Annotated in this window: 23 protein-coding genes and 1 tRNA gene; 10 read left to right on the forward strand and 14 right to left on the reverse strand. The window is 37.1% G+C overall.

From position 1 onward, the window contains the following. Window positions 1-4: 4 nt before the first annotated feature. Both V8G61_RS06250 and map read right to left on the reverse strand, forming a co-directional pair. Window positions 5-322: a cupin domain-containing protein gene (locus V8G61_RS06250; RefSeq protein WP_394874648.1), complete on the reverse strand. Its 318-nt coding sequence runs from the start codon at window positions 320-322 to the stop codon at window positions 5-7. Between the two features lie 6 nt (window positions 323-328). Then, window positions 329-1,147 (reverse strand): type I methionyl aminopeptidase, encoded by an 819-nt coding sequence (gene map / locus V8G61_RS06255; protein ID WP_394874649.1) that lies wholly within the window; start codon window positions 1,145-1,147, stop codon window positions 329-331. A gap of 123 nt (window positions 1,148-1,270) precedes the next feature. Between map and V8G61_RS06260 the strand changes: the two genes are divergently transcribed. Further along, window positions 1,271-2,536 (forward strand): acetyl-CoA hydrolase/transferase family protein, encoded by a 1,266-nt coding sequence (locus V8G61_RS06260; RefSeq protein ID WP_394874650.1) that lies wholly within the window; start codon window positions 1,271-1,273, stop codon window positions 2,534-2,536. Here the strand turns inward: V8G61_RS06260 and V8G61_RS06265 are convergent. Together V8G61_RS06265 and gpmI are read right to left on the reverse strand one after the other, a co-directional pair. After that, window positions 2,533-2,943 carry a BT0820 family HAD-type phosphatase gene (locus V8G61_RS06265; protein WP_394874651.1) on the reverse strand — a complete coding sequence of 137 codons (411 nt, stop codon included), beginning with the start codon at window positions 2,941-2,943 and terminating at the stop codon, window positions 2,533-2,535. The two genes, V8G61_RS06260 and V8G61_RS06265, sit on opposite strands and share 4 nt — an antisense overlap. A gap of 53 nt (window positions 2,944-2,996) precedes the next feature. Next, a complete protein-coding gene (gene gpmI, locus V8G61_RS06270; RefSeq protein ID WP_394874652.1) occupies window positions 2,997-4,514 on the reverse strand; it encodes a 2,3-bisphosphoglycerate-independent phosphoglycerate mutase in 1,518 nt (505 codons plus the stop codon). Window positions 4,515-4,764: 250 nt separating this feature from the next. Between gpmI and V8G61_RS06275 the strand changes: the two genes are divergently transcribed. Continuing rightward, window positions 4,765-5,154, forward strand: a complete 390-nt coding sequence (locus V8G61_RS06275) for an ankyrin repeat domain-containing protein (protein WP_394874653.1) — start codon at window positions 4,765-4,767, stop codon at window positions 5,152-5,154. A 79-nt stretch (window positions 5,155-5,233) separates the two neighbouring features. Here V8G61_RS06275 and V8G61_RS06280 read toward each other — a convergent pair whose 3' ends face one another. Further along, window positions 5,234-5,698 (reverse strand): GNAT family N-acetyltransferase, encoded by a 465-nt coding sequence (locus tag V8G61_RS06280; RefSeq protein ID WP_394874654.1) that lies wholly within the window; start codon window positions 5,696-5,698, stop codon window positions 5,234-5,236. A gap of 99 nt (window positions 5,699-5,797) precedes the next feature. Here V8G61_RS06280 and V8G61_RS06285 point away from each other — a divergent pair, with 99 nt between their 5' ends. After that, window positions 5,798-6,223 carry a GNAT family N-acetyltransferase gene (locus tag V8G61_RS06285; protein ID WP_394874655.1) on the forward strand — a complete coding sequence of 142 codons (426 nt, stop codon included), beginning with the start codon at window positions 5,798-5,800 and terminating at the stop codon, window positions 6,221-6,223. A gap of 45 nt (window positions 6,224-6,268) precedes the next feature. Continuing rightward, window positions 6,269-6,341: transfer RNA gene (locus V8G61_RS06290), tRNA-Gly, on the forward strand. A gap of 31 nt (window positions 6,342-6,372) precedes the next feature. Here the strand turns inward: V8G61_RS06290 and pepE are convergent. Next, entirely contained in the window at window positions 6,373-7,080 is a 708-nt protein-coding gene (pepE, locus tag V8G61_RS06295) for a dipeptidase PepE (RefSeq protein ID WP_394874656.1), read from the reverse strand. A gap of 107 nt (window positions 7,081-7,187) precedes the next feature. Between pepE and V8G61_RS06300 the strand changes: the two genes are divergently transcribed. The 6 genes from V8G61_RS06300 to V8G61_RS06325 all read left to right on the forward strand — a co-directional run bounded on the left by V8G61_RS06300 (window position 7,188) and on the right by V8G61_RS06325 (window position 14,597). After that, the gene (locus V8G61_RS06300; protein ID WP_394874657.1) at window positions 7,188-7,982 is read left to right on the forward strand and encodes a carboxypeptidase-like regulatory domain-containing protein; all 795 of its coding nucleotides are present in this window, start codon (window positions 7,188-7,190) and stop codon (window positions 7,980-7,982) included. 96 nt (window positions 7,983-8,078) lie between these two features. After that, window positions 8,079-8,873: a carboxypeptidase-like regulatory domain-containing protein gene (locus V8G61_RS06305; RefSeq protein ID WP_394874658.1), complete on the forward strand. Its 795-nt coding sequence runs from the start codon at window positions 8,079-8,081 to the stop codon at window positions 8,871-8,873. Between the two features lie 58 nt (window positions 8,874-8,931). After that, window positions 8,932-9,435, forward strand: coding sequence for a DUF6702 family protein (locus V8G61_RS06310; RefSeq protein WP_394874659.1), 504 nt, complete (start codon window positions 8,932-8,934; stop codon window positions 9,433-9,435). 89 nt (window positions 9,436-9,524) lie between these two features. Next, window positions 9,525-11,780, forward strand: coding sequence for a M1 family metallopeptidase (locus V8G61_RS06315; RefSeq protein ID WP_394874660.1), 2,256 nt, complete (start codon window positions 9,525-9,527; stop codon window positions 11,778-11,780). 108 nt (window positions 11,781-11,888) lie between these two features. Further along, on the forward strand, window positions 11,889-12,176 hold the full coding sequence (locus V8G61_RS06320; RefSeq protein ID WP_394874661.1) for a twin-arginine translocase TatA/TatE family subunit: 288 nt from the start codon (window positions 11,889-11,891) through the stop codon (window positions 12,174-12,176). 138 nt (window positions 12,177-12,314) lie between these two features. Next, window positions 12,315-14,597, forward strand: a complete 2,283-nt coding sequence (locus V8G61_RS06325; protein ID WP_394874662.1) for an ATP-binding protein — start codon at window positions 12,315-12,317, stop codon at window positions 14,595-14,597. Here the strand turns inward: V8G61_RS06325 and V8G61_RS06330 are convergent. The 8 genes from V8G61_RS06330 to V8G61_RS06365 form a co-directional block, all read right to left on the reverse strand. Next, a complete protein-coding gene (locus tag V8G61_RS06330) occupies window positions 14,594-15,241 on the reverse strand; it encodes an O-methyltransferase (RefSeq protein ID WP_394874663.1) in 648 nt (215 codons plus the stop codon). The two genes, V8G61_RS06325 and V8G61_RS06330, sit on opposite strands and share 4 nt — an antisense overlap. Next, entirely contained in the window at window positions 15,241-16,326 is a 1,086-nt protein-coding gene (locus V8G61_RS06335; protein ID WP_394874664.1) for an amidohydrolase family protein, read from the reverse strand. The genes V8G61_RS06330 and V8G61_RS06335 overlap by 1 nt, the downstream gene beginning before the upstream one ends. A 29-nt stretch (window positions 16,327-16,355) precedes the next feature. Next, window positions 16,356-16,880 carry a 3-hydroxyanthranilate 3,4-dioxygenase gene (locus tag V8G61_RS06340; protein ID WP_394874665.1) on the reverse strand — a complete coding sequence of 175 codons (525 nt, stop codon included), beginning with the start codon at window positions 16,878-16,880 and terminating at the stop codon, window positions 16,356-16,358. Between the two features lie 169 nt (window positions 16,881-17,049). Continuing rightward, window positions 17,050-19,083 (reverse strand): glycosyl hydrolase family 95 catalytic domain-containing protein, encoded by a 2,034-nt coding sequence (locus tag V8G61_RS06345; RefSeq protein WP_394874666.1) that lies wholly within the window; start codon window positions 19,081-19,083, stop codon window positions 17,050-17,052. A gap of 35 nt (window positions 19,084-19,118) precedes the next feature. Then, window positions 19,119-19,901 carry an SDR family oxidoreductase gene (locus tag V8G61_RS06350; RefSeq protein WP_394874667.1) on the reverse strand — a complete coding sequence of 261 codons (783 nt, stop codon included), beginning with the start codon at window positions 19,899-19,901 and terminating at the stop codon, window positions 19,119-19,121. 1 nt (window position 19,902) lies between these two features. Further along, window positions 19,903-20,343 (reverse strand): GNAT family N-acetyltransferase, encoded by a 441-nt coding sequence (locus V8G61_RS06355; RefSeq protein WP_394874668.1) that lies wholly within the window; start codon window positions 20,341-20,343, stop codon window positions 19,903-19,905. Between the two features lie 25 nt (window positions 20,344-20,368). Next, complete coding sequence (locus V8G61_RS06360; RefSeq protein ID WP_394874669.1) at window positions 20,369-21,811, reverse strand: aldehyde dehydrogenase; 1,443 nt, start codon at window positions 21,809-21,811, stop codon at window positions 20,369-20,371. A 10-nt stretch (window positions 21,812-21,821) separates the two neighbouring features. Beyond that, window positions 21,822-22,235 (reverse strand): RidA family protein, encoded by a 414-nt coding sequence (locus V8G61_RS06365; protein ID WP_394874671.1) that lies wholly within the window; start codon window positions 22,233-22,235, stop codon window positions 21,822-21,824. Window positions 22,236-22,238 lie beyond the last annotated feature (3 nt).

Raw genomic sequence — 22,238 nt, forward strand, 5'->3', positions numbered from 1 at the left:
ATTGCTATTTATAGTCTTCGCGAACAGGATAAAAGGTGTCGATAATTTCACAGTCGCTTAGAGCCTTCGCACTATGCAAAATGTTTGATGGAATTACGGTGATGCTTCCGGCTTCCAAAACTTTGGTCTTGCCGTCTATCGTCATTTCAAATTTACCGGAAACCATTTGTGTAATCTGCTCGTGAACATGTTTATGCTCAGGGAGAATTGCGCCTTTTTTCACGGTTATAAACCCAATGGTATTGTGCTTCGTATGGACGTAACGTCCGGTGATACCTTCAGTAAGCTCCTTGGGCGGTATATTTTTAATGTCGTAAGTCATAGAAATTTATAGAACGAGCGCTTGTTGGCGAAATTCATTTTCTTCTTCGCTTTCAATTCCTAAAGCTTCATAAATATAAGCAAAGGTTGAAAGCAATTCGGGTTTTCCATCAATGAGTGCTACATCATGTTCAAAATGTGCACTTGGTTTATTATCTAAAGTCGTGATCGTCCAACCATCACGGTGTTGTTTAATTCTATGCGTTCCTAAATTTATCATAGGTTCAATGGCTACTACCATCCCCTCAATGAACTTTTTACCACGGCCTCGTTTTCCGTAATTAGGCATTTCAGGATCTTCATGCATTTTTTTGCCTAAGCCATGACCCACGAGTTCGCGAACCACACCATAACCATGCTCCTCACAATATTTTTGAATAGCATATCCCACATCACCAACGCGATTGTTGATTTTAAATTCACGGATACCAACATACAGCGATTCCTTGGTTACTTGCAATAATTTTTCAGTTTCCGGATCAATCTCACCTATGGCAAATGTATAAGCATGATCACCATAAAAGCCATTTTTCAAAGCACCACAGTCTACTGAAATAATATCTCCCTCCTTTAAAGGTTCTTTATTCGGAATACCGTGTACAACCTGAGCATTCGGACTCATGCAAAGGGTATTTGGAAAATCATAAAGTCCCAAAAACCCCGGTTCTGCACCATGGTCTCTAATATATTCCTCTGCTATTTTATCAAGTTCAAGCGTCGACACACCAGGTTTGATGGCCTTAGCGACCTCACCCAGTGTTTTTGATACTATCAAAGCACTCTCACGCATTAACTCAATTTCCTCTCGTGTTTTTACTTCAATCATAAATAGAAAATATTGGCAAAGATACTTAAAATAAAACTTCAAATTTTTAAAGACATATGACTTTTGACAGTTTTTTTCATAGATTGTATCAATAATTTTGCAAGGTAAAAAGTTATAAATACTATGTATAAAAATGTAAGTGCTGCTGAAGCAGTTAAAGTTATTAAGAACAACGATAGAGTTTATGTTCAAGCTGCAGCCGCAGCGCCTCAACTTTTAATGAAAGCCTTAAGTGATCGTCATGAAGAATTACGCCATGTTGAGGTTTGTCATTTACATGTTGAAGGAGAAACTCCTTATGCTAACCCGGAATACAAAGAAAGTTTTCATGTGAATTCCTTCTTTATTGGAAAAAATGTCCGCCATACTTTAACGGCTGGAAACGGATCCTATACACCTGTATTCTTAAGTGAGCTGCCCCTGTTGTTTAAGCGAAATATTTTGCCCTTGGATGTAGCACTAATACACGTTTCAACACCTGATAAGCATGGCTATTGCTCACTCGGTGTTTCTGTTGAAGCGAGTTTAGCAGCCATTCAAAATGCTAAGATTGTTATCGCTCAAGTTAATGAACAAATGCCAAGAACACATGGTGATGGTATCATACATCATTCTGAAATCGATTATTTTGTGCCCTGTAATGAGCCTATCCCTGAGCATCAATTTGGTGAGCCTACCGAGATTGAAGATAAAATAGGAGATTATGTAGCTAGTCTGATTGAGGATAAAAGTACGCTTCAGATGGGTATCGGTACGATTCCTAATGCCGTTTTATCTCGTCTTACTAATCATAAAAATTTAGGATTGCACACTGAGATGTTCTCGGATGGCGTGATCGATTTAATATTGAATGGTGTTGTTAATGGTGATTATAAAAAAATTAGTCCCGGACGTTCGTTAGCAACTTTCCTAGTGGGTTCAAAACGTTTATATGATTATGTAGATGATAATCCTTTTGTGGAAATGCGGGAATCTGATTTTGTGAACGATGTTTCCAGAATAAAGAGAAATCCCAGAATGGTAGCGATAAACTCGGCTATAGAGGTGGATCTTACCGGACAGGTATGTGCTGATTCCATTGGTGGGAAAATGTATTCCGGAGTGGGTGGACAGATGGATTATATTCGTGGTGCATCCTTAAGTAAAGGAGGAAAGGCCATTATTGCATTGCCAAGTGTGACAAAAAATGGAATTAGTCGAATTGTTCCAGTTCTTAAACCTGGAGCCGGTGTTGTTACGACTAGAGCACATATCCAATATGTGATCACAGAATATGGTATTGCGAATCTTTATGGAAAAACTATAAAACAGCGAGTTAAGGAATTAGTGAATATCGCTCATCCGGACCATCGGGAAACTATTGAAAAAGCTTATTTTGAATTGATTTAGGACGACTTAAATAAACCCAAAAAGCCTTTTTTGTTTTTCGGAATTTGCGGGGTTTCGTTGGTTAGGGTTTGATATACATGGGCCCAACCGGGGAAACCTCCTAAATTTCTGTCATCTATAAAAAGATCGGCTAAAATTTTTCGACTTCTTTTTGGGTCTTCTTCCTCTTCCGGAAAACTTTTATTTACGGCATAAAAAACAAGACCTTTTTCCTCGCAGAATTTTACGGCTTCCTCTAATCGGTCACCATTCCTGTAAGTCCATAGGATAAGACGGTGGCCTTGCTCCTGTAATTTTTTCAAGGATTCAAAGGCAAATACTTGTGGCTTACCAATTTCAGGATAAGCGTCTTCTACTATGGTGCCATCAAAATCAACAGCAATGGTCAAGGCATGTTTAAAATTCATTTTAAAAGTTGGGTTTACGCTTTAATAGCGAAAATAGCGATTTCCTTTTTAACTTAAACCAATGCGTGTTGTGTCATGGCCTCAGGTTGCTCAATGCCCATAAGTTTTAGGATGGTTGGAGCCAAATCTCCTAAAATACCATCCTCAATGTGCTTAAGTTCTTTATCAACTAAAATAAAGGGTACGGGATTAGTGGTATGGGCTGTATTTGGAGAACCATCCGGATTCACCATCGTTTCGCAATTACCATGGTCTGCAATAATAAGTGTGGTGTAATCATGATCCAGGGCCGTACTCACGACATCCTTAACGCAGGCGTCGACGGCTTCGCAGGCCTTTATAGCTGCTTCCATGACGCCGGTATGGCCAACCATATCACCATTGGCAAAATTAAGACATACAAAATCGACTGTTTCATTTTCCAACTCAGGAATCAAAGCATCACGCAGTTCGTAAGCACTCATTTCTGGCTTTAAATCGTAAGTAGCTACTTTTGGCGAGTTTCTTAAAATTCGGCTTTCTCCTTTGAAGGGCTGCTCTCTTCCACCTGAGAAAAAGAATGTTACATGTGGATATTTTTCCGTCTCGGCAATACGAATTTGTTTCTTATTATGTTTTTCTAGGATCTCACCAAGAGTATCTGTCAAATTTTCTTTATTGAAAATGACATTCACATTTTTAAATGTACTGTCATAGTTTGTCATCGTAACGTAATGGAGATCCAACTTATGCATGTTTTGTTCATGGAAGTCCTTTTGCGATAAAGCTTCTGTTAATTCTCGGCCACGATCGGTTCTGAAATTAAAGAAGATCACTACATCGCCATCCTTTATTTGTGTCACTGGTTTATCCTCGGCATCTGTCATAATGATCGGCTTGATAAATTCATCGGTAATGTCGTCGTCGTAACTATTTTGAATCACATCAGTAACATGTTTGGTTTTTACCCCTTCACCACGAACCATAGCATCGTAAGCTAATTTAACACGCTCCCAACGATTATCGCGGTCCATGGCGTAATAGCGCCCGGTTACCGTAGCTAGTTTGGTGTGTTTGCCTTCAATATGATCTTCGAGTGTTGTTATAAATCCATAGCCAGATTTAGGATCTACATCCCGACCATCAGTAAAGGCATGAACGTAGGTGCGCTCTAAACCGTAAGCTTCAGCAGCATCAATGAGTCCTAATAAATGATTAATATGCGAATGCACACCGCCATCACTTAGTAATCCAAGAAAGTGCACATCTTTATTATTTTTCTTAGCATAATCAAAGGCATCAACTAAAACTTGTTCTTTTTGTATGGTTTTATTTTTTACTGCCAAATTTACTTTAACCAAATCCTGATAAACAATGCGACCGGCACCTAAGTTCATGTGTCCTACTTCACTATTTCCCATTTGTCCTTCAGGTAAACCAACATTTAATCCATCTGTTCTTAAGGTAGCATGGGGATACTTCGTATATAAAGAATCTATAAAAGGTGTATTAGCTTCATCTACAGCAGATACTTTTGGATCGGGTGAAATACCCCAACCATCCAGAATCATCAGTATTACTTTTTTATTCATTTTCTTAAAACTTTTAATAGATAACAAAGATAGGGAAGTTGTAATTATTATGATTGCGATACCACTGAAAAACACCAGCTTTAAAGGGATTTTTATTTTTATAGGGTTTAGTTCTTTAAGTTAACGTTTTGTGAATCAAACGTTAAAAATGTGTTATTTGCATATTTTTTATGTAACAGTTTCAAAAATAAGTCGTCTCTTTATATAGATCAAAAAACGTAATCATTAATCAAACTTAAATTCTTTCATCATGAGAAAAACAATCATTTTTACAGTTATCGCCATGTGCTTTACCATGGTATCAGTTCAAGCGAACGCAACGACAACCAAGGGAGAACCTTTAACATCTACTAAGTACTTTAAAGTAAATTCTTTCTGTGTATCTATTGCTCTTGGCGATATTGAAACCGTTCAAAAACTTTTAGAATTAGGAGAAGATGTTAACCAAACATCTAATGGTATGACACCAATAATGTATGCTGCAAAATACAATCGCACAGAGATTTTAAAAATCTTAATTGAAAAAGGTGCCAACTTAAAAGCTAAGTCAGATAGACGTTTGACAGCTTTACAATATGCAAAATTGCATGGTGCTATTGATGCTGCAGCAATACTAAAACATGCCTTAGCAAAAAAATAAATAATTATAGTATAATTATTTTGAGTTAGTCGCTCCAAAAAGCCTTGTTAAAACAAGGCTTTTTTTGTGTCCAAAAATATTATAACCATTTATACATCTTAAAATGTGTACCAATAATTGGAATATCAAAGGGTTCTCCACTTATTGAAAAACCATTGTTTTTGTAAAAATTCGTAGCAATCTCTCGGGCATTACACCAAATAAAACCAATTTGTTTTGAAACTAATAAAGCCTCCGCATAAGCAAGAAGCTGATTTCCAAGCCCTTTTTTTTGATGTGATTCCAATATGGCCATTCCTCGTAACTGGTATTGAATAGGAGCCTTAAAATCAGGGTTGTTGTTTTTTAATAAAGTTGCCACTCCTACAAGTTTTTTAGAATCAAAAATCCCTAAATGGATGGTCGTCTTTAAATCATCCCCATCAAAGGCACAAGAGGCTAGGGGTTGTCCTTTTCGAAGCACAGGATGCCTTACGCTATAAGTTTCTTTACTGCCAATTTCCTTAATTTCGAAATCGACAGGGTCTGTTTTAGCACGATTCATTTGATACCTTACCTAAATTAAATATGGAACTAAACTTACTTAAATTTTTGAATCCTATGAATAAATTATTCCCTAATTTCGTTTTAAAATGGGAAATCCATGACCTTAGAGTTTAAAATATTAGATCCAAAAGATATTCAACTAATCGTTCCTTTGGTATATCGGTTGAATAATAAAAGCATTCCCGAAACTATTTTAAAGTTGCGTTTCAATGAAATGATTCACCAGAATTATGAATGCGCCGTGGTCTATGCTGATGGGAAATTAATAGGTGTTTGTGGACTTTGGTTTTGTACCCGTCATTATTCAGGGAAAAGTGTAGAACCCGACCATGTTTTTATTGATGAAGATTTTCGAGGAAAGCAAATTGGGAAGCAATTTTTTAAATGGATTGAATCCTATGTTAAGTCAAAAGGTTATGAAACCATGGAATTAAATACCTATGTGAACAACCCGCAATCGCATAAATTTTATTTCAATGAAGGCTATGCTATTTTGGGCTATCATTTTTTAAAAAAGCTTTAAAATTTTCTTGATTTAATTTAAAATGAATTTATCTTTGCATCCGTCGCGGGAGTAGCTCAGTTGGTAGAGCGTCAGCCTTCCAAGCTGAATGTCGCCGGTTCGAACCCGGTCTCCCGCTCAAAAACCTTATCCTTCCGGGGTAAGGTTTTTTAATTTAATTGATTTAATTCGCTTCCGGAATCTAACTCATAGGGCGTTTTATGATGTTCAAAAATACGCGCTGATAAAGGTCCCTTCAAAACAATCGATGAATCACTTACCGATAGCCAACTCCCTTCTCGTAGCCCGATTACTGGAGGTGTATTATACTTGTGAAACTCCTTAATTCTGGTTTCTCTGGTTTCCCCCATATGGGTACTATTAGTGTCGGGATCTAAATAATGCGGATTAATATTAAAAGGAACTAACCCTAAGGCATTAAAACCTGGTGGATATACTATAGGCATGTCATTGGTTGTTTTTATGGACAATCCACAAATATTACTGCCGGCACTAGTTCCTAAATAGGGCGTTCCAGAGTTCACCGCAGATTTTAAAGCATCAATAATATCATTTTTATAAATCTGGTTTAATAGCACAAAAGTGTTACCACCTCCCGTAAAAATACCCTTCGCGTTTTGTATGGCCTTTTTGGGGTCATCAAAAGTATGTAAACCACGAACTGATTTATTGATTTTTGAAAAAGCCTGATGTGCATTAGCGGTGTATTCATCATGAGAAATACCGCCCGGTCGTGCATAAGGTATAAATAGAATTTCATCGGTATTTTTAAAGAAATGCTCGAGCTCATTTATTATATACTCGAGATAGCCGCTCCCATGAACGGTGGAAGTACTTGCGATGATCATTTGCTTCATGATAAAATGTGATTTTTTTTAGAGTTTAAAGATACTATTTAAGGAAATTTCAAACGAATTTTAATGAAAAACTTAGGAATAAATGCTAACTTTAATAAAAATTGAACATGAAAAAAATAACACTTCTCTTCGTTTTAGCAATTGGTTTATTGGGATATTCTCAAGATTTTAATCGCGTAGAGGTAAGTGGTAAGATTATTGTTGAAAGCGATGATATTTCGGGTATAACGATTTTCAATGCGACATCAAATAAAGGGACTATTACGGATGAAGATGGTATGTTCACTTTAGCAGTTAGACTTAACGATCGTATAGAAGTTAGTGCACTTCAATTTCAGAATATAAGTTTTCGCGTAAATGAAGATATTATGGAGTCTAGATCCATGAAGATCTTTCTTATTGATGATATTAATCAATTGGATCCGGTTGTCCTTTTACCTACTAAACTAACCGGAACGCTTCAAGAGGATATGGATAGATCAGCACCCTTTAAACCCAGAATGGATGCTCTGTATTTTGCCTTAGCCAATATGGGTGATTTTGAATTTGAAGAAGATAATAAGTCCGAAGTTCGAAATATAGCCATTAACGAAGAGCGTACAAGGTTGGTAAATGGTTTAAATGTTGTGAATATTGTGGATCAATTATTACTTCCCTTATTTCGTTCCAAAAATGTAAATAAAAAGGAAGGAAGGGTACCCGAAGTGCCCATCGATTCTTATAAATATTATTTTAGCGCACAATTCCTAACAGATAATTTCAATATTCCAGAAGATCAAGTGGAAGATTTTATTAAGTACGTCCAGGATGAAAATTTTGATCCTTCATTGCTTCAATATGGTAACGAAATGCCTTTTCTGGAACAACTCACCCAAAAAAGCAAATCCTTTTTAGAGCAATAGAATTTCTATAAGGTTTTATTTAACAAAAGATTAAAATTCCTTAAAGATTAATTTTGAACTTTTTATACGTTCTTTAGATTTTTAAATTCAATCTATTTGAAACTTTTTGTATTCTTCTGCTGTTTGGTTTCTGCAAATGTGGTGAGGTCTCAGTCTGTGATTCTTCAAGGTCGCATAAAGGCTGGAAGTGACTTGGAGAACATTAATGTCTTGAACATTACCGGTAAAGTAAACACAATTACAGATGCTCAGGGAAGGTTTAGCATTCAAGTACAACTTTATGATACGCTCGTATTTAGTTCGTTAGTATACAAACCGCTGCAAATTACAGTTAATAATCAGATGTTAACGAGTAAAATTTGTGAAGTACAACTTGTTGATGCGGTGAACGAACTGAATGAAGTGGTTCTGGGTAAAATTTTATCAGGTAAATTAGGAGATGATATTAAGCAGGTTGAAGGGAAGGAGCCTATAAACTTTTACGATGTGGGTATTCCGGGTTATACAGGAAAAATAGCAACACAAAGTGAACGAAGATTGAGTGAAGCCTCAAGCTTCACCTCTGGTTCTAGTAATGGTTTTGGTTTAGGTGCTGCCATGCAATTTACGCCGATTATAAATGCCATTTCCGGTAGAACAAAAATGCTAAAAGCTCGTGTTTTGCACGAGGCTAAAGACGATTTGTTACATCGCATAAAAACAACTTTAGCTCCGGATTTTTTTAAATTTTTCCCTTTGGAAATGGATTTACGAACCGAATTCCTCTATTTCTGTGAGTCCGATCCTAAATTTATGGAGCGCTGTAACCAAAAAAATGATATTGAATTGTTAGAATTTTTGAAAGAAAAGTTGGTACAGTATAAAAAGAATTTAAATGAAAAACCCGATTAAAACTTTGGAACACTTTTTGAACTTTAAAAAACGAGTATTTTTACCTAAAATAAATTCTATGAACCTTTTCAAAGTGGCCTTAGTGGGTTTGGTTTTGTCCTTAAGTTCCTTTACAGTATTCCATAAATACTATGTGAGTGTGACTCAGGTAGATTTTGTGCCTCAAGAAAGAGCCGTACAAATAATATCCCGACTTTTTGTAGATGACATTGAAAATGTGCTTCAAGCAAATTTCGATGATACGCTTGTAATTGCAGGACCGCAAGAGCCGGAGATCGTAAACACCTATTTACGAGACTATTTTAATACACGGTTTTTAATAAACATTAACGGGAAGCCAGCGAAAATTAATTTTTTAGGCAAGGAATATGAAGGTGATATTATGAAATGTTATCTCGAAATTGCTGATATAGCACACATTGATACATTCGAAATTTCGAATAAAGTTTTATTCGACCTCAACGAGGATCAAAAGAATATTATTAAGACCAAAATCAATGGAAAGCAGTTAAGTTTCATTCTAGACGTAAATTCACACAAAAAGGTGTTAAATTTTAATTAAAATACTCAAACAACCTCTTAATTTTCTTAATTTCGAACCTTTTAGAAACAAGCACGTTTCAAAATTAAAGTTAAAAACAGAAAATTGATATGAGATTAATTCCTTCCCTATGCTTGTCACTATGTTTTATGGTGTCAGGAGTATTTGCCCAAAATGTAATGCAAGGTCATACAGACCAAAATAAATTTAGGCAAATGAAAGACCTTTTAGCCACACCCAATGAAACCAGAACAGCTTCGGGTGCTCCAGGTTATAAATATACCCAGCAACAGGTAGACTACGTTATGGATATCCGTTTAGATGAAGCTACAGACCGTATTTATGGGGAAGAAAATATCACATATCATAATAATTCAAAGGATGCTTTACCTTATCTATGGGTGCAACTTGATCAAAATATGCGGGCGAAAGATTCCAAAACGCCTGATGCGAAAAGTGAAAGCTTTGACCGCCCATATAGTTCGGTTCAAGGATTTGCAAAAGATAATCTAGAACAAGCTTTTGATGGAGGCTTTAATTTAGACTATGTAAAAGCAGAGGATGGTTCAGATCTGCAACACATGATTAACCGAACTATGATGCGGATAACTTTACCAGAGCCATTGGCTCCAGGTAATGTTTTTAAATTTAAAATCAAATGGTGGTACAATATCAACGATATCAATGTGGATGGTGGCCGATCGGGTCTTGAAACTTTCCCTGATGGTAATAAAAATTATACCATTGCTCAATTTTACCCAAGACTTTGTGTTTATGATAATGTGGAAGGATGGCAAAATATGCAATTTTGGGGACGTAGTGAGTTTGCCCTAGAATTTGGGGATTTTGATGTAAGTATTACAGTGCCTGCTGATCATATTATGGATGCTACAGGTGTATTACAAAACCCGAAAGAAGTTTTAACTAAAGAGCAACAAAAAAGAGTTGCGCAAGCTAAAAAATCTTTTGATAAACCGGTTTTTATTGTCACTCAAGAAGAAGCAGAAACGAATGAAAAAGGTCGAAGTACAGAAAATAAGACTTGGCACTTTAAAGCCGAGAATGTAAGAGATTTTGCTTTTGCATCCTCAAGAAAATATATCTGGGATGAAATGGCTGTAGATATTAATGGACGAACAGTAATGGCTGTTTCTCTTTATCCAAAAGAAGGGAATCCATTATGGGAAGAATTCTCAACGCGTGTGGTGGCAAATACACTGGAAGAATATTCAAAATTAACATTTGATTATCCATACAATAAAGCCGTTTCGGTTCATTCTGAGCGTCAAGGTATGGAGTATCCAATGATTTGCTTTAATTATGGTCGACCAAATCCTGATGGTACATATTCAGAACGTACCAAACGTGGTATGATCGGTGTTATAACACACGAAGTCGGACATAACTTTTTCCCAATGATCGTAAATAGTGATGAGCGCCAGTGGACCTGGATGGATGAAGGTATTAATTCCTTTGTAGAAACTTTGGCAGAACTTGACTTCGATCCTAATTTTATTACAGGGAATTTACCAAAAGATATCGTGCCTTACATGAGTGGTGATCAAAGTTATTTGTCTCCAATAATGTCTCAAGGCGATTATGTACATCAATTTGGTCCTAATGCTTATACAAAACCAGCTGCCGGTCTTTATTTGTTGCGTCAAACGATCATGGGACCTGAGTTATTTGATTATGCCTTCAGGACTTATTCTCAGCGCTGGATGTTCAAACATCCTACACCTGCTGATTTCTTTAGAACTATGGAAGATGCTTCGGCTATGGATCTAGATTGGTTCTGGCGTGGTTGGTTCTATACTACTGATGTTAATGACATAGGAATCAAATCGGTTGATGAGTATTACTTAACAGACAAGCCTACGGCGCAAGCAAATGAACGACTAGAGAGTATATCCAAACGTTACAATATTAAGATTGACAAGGAAAAATTTATCTATTATGCAAAAGCCCAGGATGGTGAAAATAAAAAGGGAGAAAAGCAAGTCAATGAGTTTTCAGCTCTGAACGATTATCTATCAGGATTGTCGCAAAAAGAAAAAGAGCATTTGGTTGAGGCACCTAAGCACTTTTACCAGGTTAACTTCGAAAAACCGGGAGGTCTGATAATGCCAATTATTTTGCAGGTAACATATGAAGATGATACTAAAGAGCGATTTACATATCCGGCTCAGATTTGGAGATATAATGATAAAGAAGTATCTAAGGTTTTGAAAACACAAAAAGCCATTAAAAGTTTTGAGATCGATCCGGATGCTGAAACTGCGGACGTAAATACTGAAAATAATGCTTGGCCTCGATCAACAGAATCAAGTAAATTTGATAAGTTTAAAGAAAAAATAAAAGCATAAATAAAGCGTTAGAAAAAGCCAACTAAAAGTTGGCTTTTTTTATACATCAAGAATTAAATCTTGGTGGCTTTTTAATTTATTTACAAAACATCTCCATATATTTGTATTGTGATAACAGATATTATTTACTTGTTTATTAGTGGTGCCGAAATAGCTTTTATTCTCTTCATAGCTATTATGGTTTTTGGCGCCGATAAGTTACCCGAAATCGCTCGAGGTTTGGGGAAAGGTATGCGTGTTTTAAAAGATGCTACTAACGACATCAAAAAAGAGATTACGAAAACAGCTGAAAGAAATGGAATTGATACAAGTATTTCTGAGGATGTTAAAAAGGAGCTCAACAAAGTAAAAGATGAGGTCGAAGATTTTACCGGCTCTATCAAAAGAAAATTGTAATTTACTGATTACAAACACCCTCTACTATTTTTTCCCTCCGTCCATTGGTCATGTGTTTTTTGTTTTTGAACGAAAAATTAATTCATATTCGTAGGAAAAAAATTAATTTTAAGTGCCCAAATCTAACATTGTATACTCATGAAACTTAACCTCCTGGTATGTGCCCTCGCATGTTTTATTTCCTCCTATGCTCAGAACGAAAGAGATATTATCAATAAAATAGATAGTATCAATTCAAGCGCTCAACAATATCTCGAAGAAAATAAAATTGTTGAATCTTTCAAAATTTTCAATCTCAGTAAAAAATTATCCGATTCCATTGGTGATCATTATGGCCAAGCCATAGCAAGCTATAACTTAGGCAAAATATTTGTAAAAATGCAGGCCTTTGATGATGCTGAAAGGAGTTTTCGTGTTACACTGGCACAGGCTACAAAGATTAATAATGAATTCCTTTTAGCACATGCCTATCTTAGTTTAGGCGAAATTAAAGCACAGACAGAATCTATAGATGTGGCTATTATTTTTCTTGAAAAGGCCGTAGCCAGTATCTCAAAGTGTGAGAACTACTCAGAAAATATATATGACCAATCAGAATGTAATATCACGGCCCTTGATATTCGAACAAAACTTTGTGAACTTTACCTTAAAGTGGATGACGAGCAGAAAGCTGTTATTAATCTGGTTAGTTTAGAGAAATTACTTATTAGAGAACGGGACTCCCGATCTATGTATTATAAAGGTTTTATTAATTACCTATATGGTATTTATTATCAAAAACAAGGATTTCATAATAGTGCCATTGAAAAGTTTAATGTTGCTGTTAGTTATTTGAAATCTGGGGTTAAGGTTGAAAATCTTGAAATTAACACAGTTTATAAAAATATCTATAAACAATTATCCTTTAGTTATTCCGAGTCTGATAATAAAGGTGAAGCCTATAAAGCGCTGTTAAAACATAACGAATATACAGAAAAGATGGCCGTAGAGATAAAGGCCAACAATGAGGCTATAAATTTATCCAGATTATCCGTCGAAGATTACAAAAACAGGTTTGTAACTGCCAAAACTAAAGAATTATATCAGATTCAAAAGGCAAATAATATGAAAACCATCAACCTTATTATTGTGTTTGCGATGATCTTACTAGTAATTTGTACTTTGATTCTCTATAGAAGTTATGTTTCAAACCGACGTCTAACATCATTTTTGGCCAACCAGAATAAAGAGTTGGAAACAGCCCGATTAGAGGCGGTGAAATCCTCGGAACTTAAATCGAAATTTATTTCAAATGTAACCCACGAATTGCGCACACCGCTTTACGGGGTGGTGGGTATAACCTCATTGTTATTAGAAAATAACAATCTAAATTCTAGCGACAATAAGTTGCTTTCTTCCCTCAAGTTTTCAGGGGATTATTTACTAAATCTAGTAAATGAAGTGCTTCAATTCTCAAAAGTTGAATCAGAGAATTTAGAATTAAAGCTAACAACCATTAATATCAGAGAGCTAATAAAAAACAATATTAGTTCATTTAGTTATCGCCTACAGGAAACTAATAACAAAATTGAAGTTAGTATTGATGATGATGTTCCTATGTTCATAAAGTGTGACAGTATAAGGTTGTCTCAGGTGTTGCTGAATTTAATAGGGAATAGTATCAAATTTACTGAAAGCGGTACCATCAATGTCCGTATAAAAACTATAAATCTAAATAATAATAAAGCACATTTACGATTTGAGGTAGAAGATAATGGTCTAGGTATTCCAAAAGATAAATTCGAATCTATTTTTGAAAATTTCTCCCAGTTGGAGCGTAATATTAATATCAATTATCAAGGAACGGGTCTGGGATTATCTATTTCAAAAAAGATCGTAGAATTATTTGGTAGCCAGATCGAATTAGAAAGTGAGGAAGGCCAAGGTGCCAAATTCAGTTTCAACGTCACTTTCGATATAGATAACGAAAAACAGCTGGCCATTGAGAAAGAAAAAAACAGCGGTAAGATTGTTGCTATCAATAAGAAATTTAATATTCTGATAGCAGAGGATAATAAAATAAATCAGGTCGTTACCAAGAACTTGCTGAGGCTTCAAAATTACAGTTGCCACGTGGTAGAAAATGGTTCTGAAGCTGTTGAGTATGCTAAAAATAAATCATTAGATTTAATCTTAATGGACATAAACATGCCTGTAATGGACGGTGTAGAAGCCACGGAATTAATTCGAGAATTCAATCCTAACATTCCTATTATAGCCCTTACAGCAGCCGATATTGATTATGTGCGTGAAAACTACAGCGAAATTGGTTTTAGTGGTATTCTAACAAAACCATTCGATAACATCGAGTTTTTTCAAATGATTGAAACCAAAATAAAAGAATGTAAGGCTAATGAGCTAAACGCACTTCGGGTATCTTAATGTAAAAGTTTTCGGCTTAAGGTCAATCCATCGCGAATAGGCAATAATACCGTTTCCAATCTGGGATCTTTTTTCAATAAGGTATTATATTCTATTAGTGCTTTTGTGTCAACATCGTCAGCTTTCAGCGGTTCTATTACTTTTCCGCTCCATAAGACATTATCCGATAAAATAATACCACCGGGATTTACCAAATCTATTATCGTGTGGAAATAATTCACATAATTCGATTTATCAGCATCAATGAAAACCAGATCAAAGGTCTTTCCAATCTCGGGGATAAGTTCCAAAGCGTCACCTAAATGTTGGTGAATCTGAGGCCCATAATCAGATTTGTCAAAATATTTTCTTTGGAATTTCACCAATTCCTCATTCACATCAATGGTGTGTAATTCACCTTGCGGTTGCAGGCCTTCAGCCAAACACAAGGCCGAGTAACCCGTGTAAGTTCCTATCTCCAGAATACATTTCGGACGGACCAGTTTTGAGATCATACTTAATAATCGCCCTTGATAGTGGCCACTAAGCATCCGTGGTTGTAAAATTTTCTGGTAGGTTTCTCTGGTAAGTTGTTGCAGTAGTTCAGGTTCATTTTCCGAGTGCTGCACCACATAATCATCTAAAGCTTCAGGAATAAAATGCATTAGCTTAAAATTCGGTTAATCAATTTGTTTTTGGCCGCAATATCGTCGCCACATAACCAGCTAATTACATTATCATCCCAAATAGCATCCTGCTCTTCCGGAGTAATGATTTTTTGTTCAATAGCTAGATCGAGAATTTTCCCTGGGTATGACGATTGTTTTGCACTTTCCATTTCACCAAGAGGATAGGGGTCATCCAGACCCATAAGCACTTGTTTGGATCCCTGATTTTTGATAAGTAATTCCAAAGATCCGGTATCGTGAACCAGTGTATCGAAAAAGATGTTTTTATGTCCAACAGCTTTTCTCGGGTGGTGCTTCCCTTCAAACAGATCCGGTCTGCCATCAAATCCCTGAATTCGACGGCCTAAATTTATTTGTGCTAGTTGTCCACCATGCGCAAAACACGTGCGCATGTTCGGGTATTTGTCCTGGTAGCCATTCAAACTTAAAAAATGATAGGCATCTGCACACTGCGCCAGCATCCAGATTAAATGAAAGCGCCAGGAAGTATTTTCCAGCTTAATAAACTTTTCACCATCATATGGATGAATTTCTACGGCTAGATTATAATGGCTGGCTAATTCAAAAATCGGCTCGTTTTCTTCATCAAAAATGCAGCGCCAGGTTCCAATGGTATCCATGTAATGTGTTGGCAAACACAATAATTGCATACCGTGTTGCTCTACACAACGCTCAATTTCCCAGCACGCACTGCGAACAAATCCAGGATGCACCACAAAACCACAAGTAAATTTACTGGGGTGATCTTCTTGGATTCGGGCATTAAAATCATTTTGAAAGCGCAAAGCTTGTTTCATTTCTTCAACACGCAGACCATTTCCATATAATTGCGATAAATTCAGTACAACAGCATGATCTATATTATACCGATCCATCCATTCCAGCTTTTCGTGAAGAAAGAAACTAGAATCCGTTACAGGACGACTCCAATCTTTTTGAAGCATAAATTTCCGGTCCTTATCCACCCAAAAAATGCCTTTCTCACGCATGTAATCCGGAATTTCCTCAGGATAAGGAAGAAGGTGCGAGTGCCCATTAATTCTAAGTTTAGGTCTTTTCATATGCTGTAATTACAACTCAAATTTTTAAGTTATGCTTTTTTCGGTGGCTCCATTACTGAACCACAATTTGTACACGTACGTTTGGAAACATCTCCATAAAAATGATCAAAGATCTTAGGTAAATCCGTTTCAATATTTTTCAAAGTAAAAGCCTCCTCATATAATTTTGTTGCGCATTTTTCACAAAACCATAACAGCGCATCTTCCATGCCTTCCGAGCGTCGATATTCGATTACCAACCCAACAGTATTGGCACCACGTTGCGGCGAATGAGGTACTTTTGGAGGCAAATAAAAAATATCCCCCTCCTTTATATGAATATCTTTAGGCGTGCCATTATCAATAATTTTAAGGACAATATCACCTTCTATCTGGTAGAAAAATTCTGGTGTTTCGTTATAATGATAATCCTTACGGCTATTGGGCCCGCCAACCACCATCACGATAAAGTCGGTATCCTGCCACACCATTTTATTTCCCACAGGCGGTTTCAAAAGGTGGCGGTGTTCATCAATCCAGGCTTTAAAATTCAAAGGCGAAACAATCTTACTCATATCTTTTTAATTTTTTTGGGCGTGTCACCCACGTTTTCAAACGTGGCTGTCGGGCTTTCCGCTAAATCTTTTTGCTATTGGCAAAAAGGATATCGCTGCAATCCCTCACGCAATTACTGGTATATAAAGTTACGAACTTTTCAACGCTAATCCGAAATCAAAATCACTTTTACTCAATCACAAAAGTTTTCCGTTCCGGGCCAATACCTTTTAGCGTCAATTTTTTCCATTCCCTAGGAAGTATCGGGTTTTTTTGTATCACACCGGCATCGGTAATATCTAGGCCGCCAAAACCAAATAACACCACTTGGAGCATGCCGCCGGCACCAGTTGCAAAATACGGATTATTACTAGTAGCAGCTTCGGCTAAAGCGCCAAACGGTGGACGCTTATTAGGCTCATAACTACGTTTAAATAAACGGAAGGCCTCTTCAGTATCACCCAATCGGGCATAAATAACAGCAAATACCGATTGTCCCATCGCCGGGCCTTCTTCAGCCAGTTTAGGCTCGTAATACTTAAGGTCTTTTACAATAGTTTCTTTATCAGTTATAATGTGTAGGGGGTAAGCGAGTAAATTCACATCGGCTTGTTTTATAATCGCACCATCGTATGTACTATGCTCCATAGTTGTCCCATCAGGAAACTTGTAAATTTTCAGTTTTTTCGCCACAGTTTCCCAGTCGGGGTTTGGCCTTTCGCCCACTGTTAAAGCTGCTGCTTTCGCGAATTCCAATGCCGTAATGGCCGAACCGTTTGTGAACGCATTATCATTCACGTTCGGAGCAAATTCATTGGCCCCCACAACATTATTTATACTGTATGAGCCGTCATCATTTTTATTAGCCCGACTTACCCAATAATCAGCAACTGCTTTCATTACGGGATAGCCTTTGGTTTTTAACCAACCCAGATCCTGAGTCACCCTGTAATAATTCCAAAAGGCAATGGCAATATCAGCGGTAATATGATGTTCAAACGTTCCGGTTAAGGCCCAGGCTGGTGTCGCTTCTTCTCCGGTATCATCACTTTCCCAAGGATACATAGCACCTTTAAAACCAAAATTAACAGCTTTTTGCTTGGCCTTACTCAGGCGATCCGACCTGTAATTTACAAGTGACTTTGCAATGGGTTCATTAAATAAAAGTAGGGGAGGGAACATCCATAATTCAGTGTCCCAAAAAATATGGCCATTATAATTTTGAGAAGAGAGTCCCATAGGTGCGATACTCAGATCCGAATCTCCTCTGGAAAAGGCGTATAAATGGTATAATGCCAAACGCACATCCAACTGCGATTGCATATCGCCTTCTATTTCAATATCACCCTGCCAAAGCTGTTCCCAAAGTTCTCTATGGGCTTGAAGTAAATCAGCTTTCTGCGTTAATAAATTAAAGATCACAAACCGCTCCGATTCCGATTGGGGGTCATTAAAATCCTGAGAAGTACACTCACTTCCCGTCCATGCAAATTCGTAAACGTTACCTTTTTTAAGAGTTTTAGAAAACCACAATTCATTATCGTAATCACTTACTAAATTGTGGTGTAATTCCGGGCGTTGCTCTTCCCGGGTCGAGTTTATTCCATGCCAGATAAAAGTCCCAGACGTACCCACAGTTTTTGAACCAAAACGGGTCTTGGCTACAGTTTGTAAAATAGGCATGGTCGTTTCATTATCTTTCAAGATTCGAAACGTACTTAAGGGTTCAATAAAATCCTCTGGAGTTTCTATCTTCCCGGTTACTTTTAGATTCACATTTTGTAAAGCGGTAACACTAACATCGATGTAACCCGCGTAGGGTACATTCCGCAGAGCATAAAGAGTATATACTACTTTTACCTTGTCCTTAAAATTGAAAGAGGTCTCAAAAGACGCTGTTTTCATATTCAAACTCTGGTGCCATTCACTCACATTGCCTTCGGTGATTTTTTCTCCATCAACCTCTATATCCAGATTTGCAAAGTTCATCCCGGAAACAATCTGACTTACACCGAGTTCTGAAGCTTTTTCATAAACATTATTCAAAATAATGCTTTTGGTCCTAAAGGGTTTATCCTCTGGTAAGATCCCGATGCGCCCGTTTGCTGTAACGATGCCGGTGTAATTAGGTACTTTGCCACTCTTAATTATCCATCCTGTATTATCTTGTGCGTTCAGCAAGACACTCACACAGAAAAAGAACAAGTATAATAATTGTTTCATGGTGCTTTTAATTTAGTTTGGTTGTTGCGATGGTTTTATAAACTCTTTGTACGTCCACCATCTACCGGAACATTTATTCCGTTTACGTAGCTCGCAGCCTCACTGGCCAAAAAGGTGATCACATTTGCCAACTCTTCCGGTTGTGCAAAACGTTTGGCTGGGGTGTAATGTTTCATTTCTTCAGCCATATCCTCGAAGTTAGTTTCAGATTTGGTAGCTTTTATTTTTATGATTTCTGATAAGCGTTCCGTTTCCGTAAAACCCGGTAACACATTATTTACGGTTATACCAAATTCCGCAACTTCACCGGCTAATGTTTTACTCCAGTTTCCTACAGCACCGCGGATGGTATTACTTACACCAAGTCCTGGGATTGGCTCTTTTACTGAGGTGGAGATCACATTAACAATACGCCCGAAGCCCGCTTCTTTCATAAAAGGAATAGTGGCTTGAGCTAGAACATGATTGCACTTTAAATGCATAATGAATGCCTTTTCAAATTCATCCAGACTAGCTGTTAAAATTTCGCCACTTCTGGGACCTCCGGTGTTGTTTATTAAAATATGAAACCCATGTTCTTTTTCAATAAATTTAATAACCTGCTCCTGCAGATCTCTGGGGTTCGAAAAGTCGGCCACAATATAATTGTGTTTTCGCTGCTGCGGAAGTTCAGCTAAAACCGCTTTTAATTTCTCCCGGTCTCTGGCAACCAACGTAACATTAACACCTTCATTGGCTAGCGCTATAGCCGTTGCTTTTCCAATACCCTGAGTGCTTCCGCAAACCAGAGCGTTCTTATTGTTTATTTTTAGATCCATTTTATTCGTATATTTTTTTTGCGCGTGAACTTAATTTTTCCATCAGTTTTTCTGGGCTTTTCACCACGTTAAATCCAAATTTTTCATACAACGTATGCGTATCTTTTGTGGCTAACATCCATTTATCTATTTTTAATAATTCGGGGTCATTTAAAATGTTTTCAATGAGTAATTTCGACCAGCCTTTTCCTTGATGTGCTTTCACTACAAAGACATCTAAAAGATAAGCGAAAAAAACCTTGTCTGTCATCACTCTGGCGAATGCTACTTGTTCATTTTTATAAAATAAACCAAAGTTAAGTGTGTTTTCTATGGCTTTTTTTTGTTCCTCTTTTGTTCTAATATTTCCCCAATAAGTAGATTTTATAAAATTAAAAATAAGATCAACATCCATTGCTTTAGGATCAGATGAAAAATAGAGATCCTTGGTTAGTTCTATCATTTATTGAAAATAATTAATTTAAATTTTAATATTTAATGCAAATATTTTTAGCTTCGGTAAAAAATCGTAAAGCCTCAAAACCGCCCTCGCGACCTACGCCACTGGACTTCATTCCGCCGAAAGGTGTACGCAGATCTCGCAACATCCATGTATTTACCCAAATAATCCCAGCTTCCAATTTTTTACTCAAACGCATGGTGCGTTTTAAATCATTGGTCCAAAGCGTAGCCGACAAGCCGTATTTGACCTTATTAGCCATATCCAGAACCTGATCTTCAGTTTCGAAAGGCATGATTGTTACCACCGGTCCAAAAACTTCCTCCTGATTTATTTTACAAGTATCTGTAGCAACTTCAATAACCGTAGGTTCTAAGTAATAACCGTTTTCAAATCCTTTAACCGAAACAGCATGGCCGCCACAAAGAATTTTACCACCTTCTTGAGGGGCTTCCTCAATGTAGGTCATAACTTTTTCTAAATGAGATTGAGATACTAAAGCGCCTATATTGGTTCCAGATTCTGATGGATGTCCCACTTTTAGGACCTTCACTTTTGAAACAAAATCGGCTTTAAATTTTTCATAAATGGAAGTTTCCACAAAAATCCTGCTTCCACATAAACAGATCTGTCCCTGGTTCGAGAAGGATGAGCGCAGTGTCGTTTCCAGCATCGCATCATAATCACAATCAGCAAAAATAATGTTTGGGTTTTTACCTCCTAATTCTAATGATAATTTTTTAAAAAGGGGAGCTGCGGTTCTGGCAATATGAGCACCTGTAGTTGTACCTCCGGTAAATGAGATCGCTTTAATACCGGGATGTTCAATAATGGCCTGACCCGTTGTTTTTCCTAGACCATGAACAATATTTAAAACGCCTTTTGGTAAACCGGCTTCTGTACAGAGTTCGCTTAATAAAAAGGCCGTAAGCGGTGTAATTTCACTCGGTTTTGCTATCACACAATTTCCTGCTGCCAAAGCGGGAGCAATTTTCCAGGTAAATAAATAAAGGGGTAAATTCCATGGGGAGATACAGCCCACTACACCAATAGGTTGACGCAGCGTAAAATTAATAGCATTCAAACCAACACTCTCATGGCTTTCGCTTGAAAACTGTGTAATGGCATGGGCAAAAAATCTAAAATTACTGGCTGCTCTAGGAATATCAATGCTTTTAGCTAGATTAACAGGTTTGCCATTGTCTTGGCTTTCTGCTTCGGCAAATCGCTGCAAATTAGTCTCTATCAAATCGGCAATTTTTAGAAGCAGTCTGCTGCGGTGGTCCAAGGTGGTTTCAGACCATTCCGGAAATGCCGTTTTAGCAGCTTCATAAGCCTTGTCAACATCCGCTTGATCTGAATTCGGTATTTTACCATAAACTTCACCATTCGCCGGACAATAGTTATCCAGCCAATCACCGGATAATGGGTCTTCAAAGGTTCCATTAATGTAGTTTTGAATCGTTTGCATCCGAAGTTATTTATCGTTGATCGTCTAATTTTTTATATGCCACGACCTTAATTTCTACTACGAGATCCGGGTGAGGCAATTGATGTACCGCAACTGTCGTTCTCGTTGGACCGTTTTCTTTATCAAAAAATTTGGCGTAAGCTTTATTATAGCCTGCAAAATCATTCATGTTAACTAAGAATGAAGTTACATCAACTACATCCTTTAAGCTGGCGCCTTCTTTTGCTAATTGTTTATCGATATTTTTTAATACTTCAGTAGTTTGTACTTCGATATTCAAGTACTTGGTACCCATTTCATCAATAATATCAACTCCGGCAATCGTGTTGTCGGGACGTCTGGAACTGGTGCCAGATACATAAATGAAATCACCAATGCGTTTCGTATGTGGATAGGCCCCTCTGGGCGTTACTTGCTTTTCCATAAT

Origin of the sequence: Gaetbulibacter sp. M240 (assembly GCF_043876815.1) — a bacterium.
In the GTDB taxonomy this organism is placed as follows: Bacteria; Bacteroidota; Bacteroidia; order Flavobacteriales; family Flavobacteriaceae; genus Gaetbulibacter_A.

Excerpts from the sequence above, each read along its gene's own strand:
- V8G61_RS06250 (WP_394874648.1), bottom strand. The coding sequence starts at position 322 with ATGACTTACGACATTAAAAATATACCGCCCAAGGAGCTTACTGAAGGT.
- map (WP_394874649.1), bottom strand. The coding sequence starts at position 1,147 with ATGATTGAAGTAAAAACACGAGAGGAAATTGAGTTAATGCGTGAGAGT.
- V8G61_RS06260 (WP_394874650.1), top strand. The coding sequence starts at position 1,271 with ATGTATAAAAATGTAAGTGCTGCTGAAGCAGTTAAAGTTATTAAGAAC.
- V8G61_RS06265 (WP_394874651.1), bottom strand. The coding sequence starts at position 2,943 with ATGAATTTTAAACATGCCTTGACCATTGCTGTTGATTTTGATGGCACC.
- gpmI (WP_394874652.1), bottom strand. The coding sequence starts at position 4,514 with ATGAATAAAAAAGTAATACTGATGATTCTGGATGGTTGGGGTATTTCA.
- V8G61_RS06275 (WP_394874653.1), top strand. The coding sequence starts at position 4,765 with ATGAGAAAAACAATCATTTTTACAGTTATCGCCATGTGCTTTACCATG.
- V8G61_RS06280 (WP_394874654.1), bottom strand. The coding sequence starts at position 5,698 with ATGAATCGTGCTAAAACAGACCCTGTCGATTTCGAAATTAAGGAAATT.
- V8G61_RS06285 (WP_394874655.1), top strand. The coding sequence starts at position 5,798 with ATGACCTTAGAGTTTAAAATATTAGATCCAAAAGATATTCAACTAATC.
- pepE (WP_394874656.1), bottom strand. The coding sequence starts at position 7,080 with ATGAAGCAAATGATCATCGCAAGTACTTCCACCGTTCATGGGAGCGGC.
- V8G61_RS06300 (WP_394874657.1), top strand. The coding sequence starts at position 7,188 with ATGAAAAAAATAACACTTCTCTTCGTTTTAGCAATTGGTTTATTGGGA.
- V8G61_RS06310 (WP_394874659.1), top strand. The coding sequence starts at position 8,932 with ATGAACCTTTTCAAAGTGGCCTTAGTGGGTTTGGTTTTGTCCTTAAGT.
- V8G61_RS06315 (WP_394874660.1), top strand. The coding sequence starts at position 9,525 with ATGAGATTAATTCCTTCCCTATGCTTGTCACTATGTTTTATGGTGTCA.
- V8G61_RS06325 (WP_394874662.1), top strand. The coding sequence starts at position 12,315 with ATGAAACTTAACCTCCTGGTATGTGCCCTCGCATGTTTTATTTCCTCC.
- V8G61_RS06330 (WP_394874663.1), bottom strand. The coding sequence starts at position 15,241 with ATGCATTTTATTCCTGAAGCTTTAGATGATTATGTGGTGCAGCACTCG.
- V8G61_RS06335 (WP_394874664.1), bottom strand. The coding sequence starts at position 16,326 with ATGAAAAGACCTAAACTTAGAATTAATGGGCACTCGCACCTTCTTCCT.
- V8G61_RS06340 (WP_394874665.1), bottom strand. The coding sequence starts at position 16,880 with ATGAGTAAGATTGTTTCGCCTTTGAATTTTAAAGCCTGGATTGATGAA.
- V8G61_RS06345 (WP_394874666.1), bottom strand. The coding sequence starts at position 19,083 with ATGAAACAATTATTATACTTGTTCTTTTTCTGTGTGAGTGTCTTGCTG.
- V8G61_RS06350 (WP_394874667.1), bottom strand. The coding sequence starts at position 19,901 with ATGGATCTAAAAATAAACAATAAGAACGCTCTGGTTTGCGGAAGCACT.
- V8G61_RS06355 (WP_394874668.1), bottom strand. The coding sequence starts at position 20,343 with ATGATAGAACTAACCAAGGATCTCTATTTTTCATCTGATCCTAAAGCA.
- V8G61_RS06360 (WP_394874669.1), bottom strand. The coding sequence starts at position 21,811 with ATGCAAACGATTCAAAACTACATTAATGGAACCTTTGAAGACCCATTA.
- V8G61_RS06365 (WP_394874671.1), bottom strand. The coding sequence starts at position 22,235 with ATGGAAAAGCAAGTAACGCCCAGAGGGGCCTATCCACATACGAAACGC.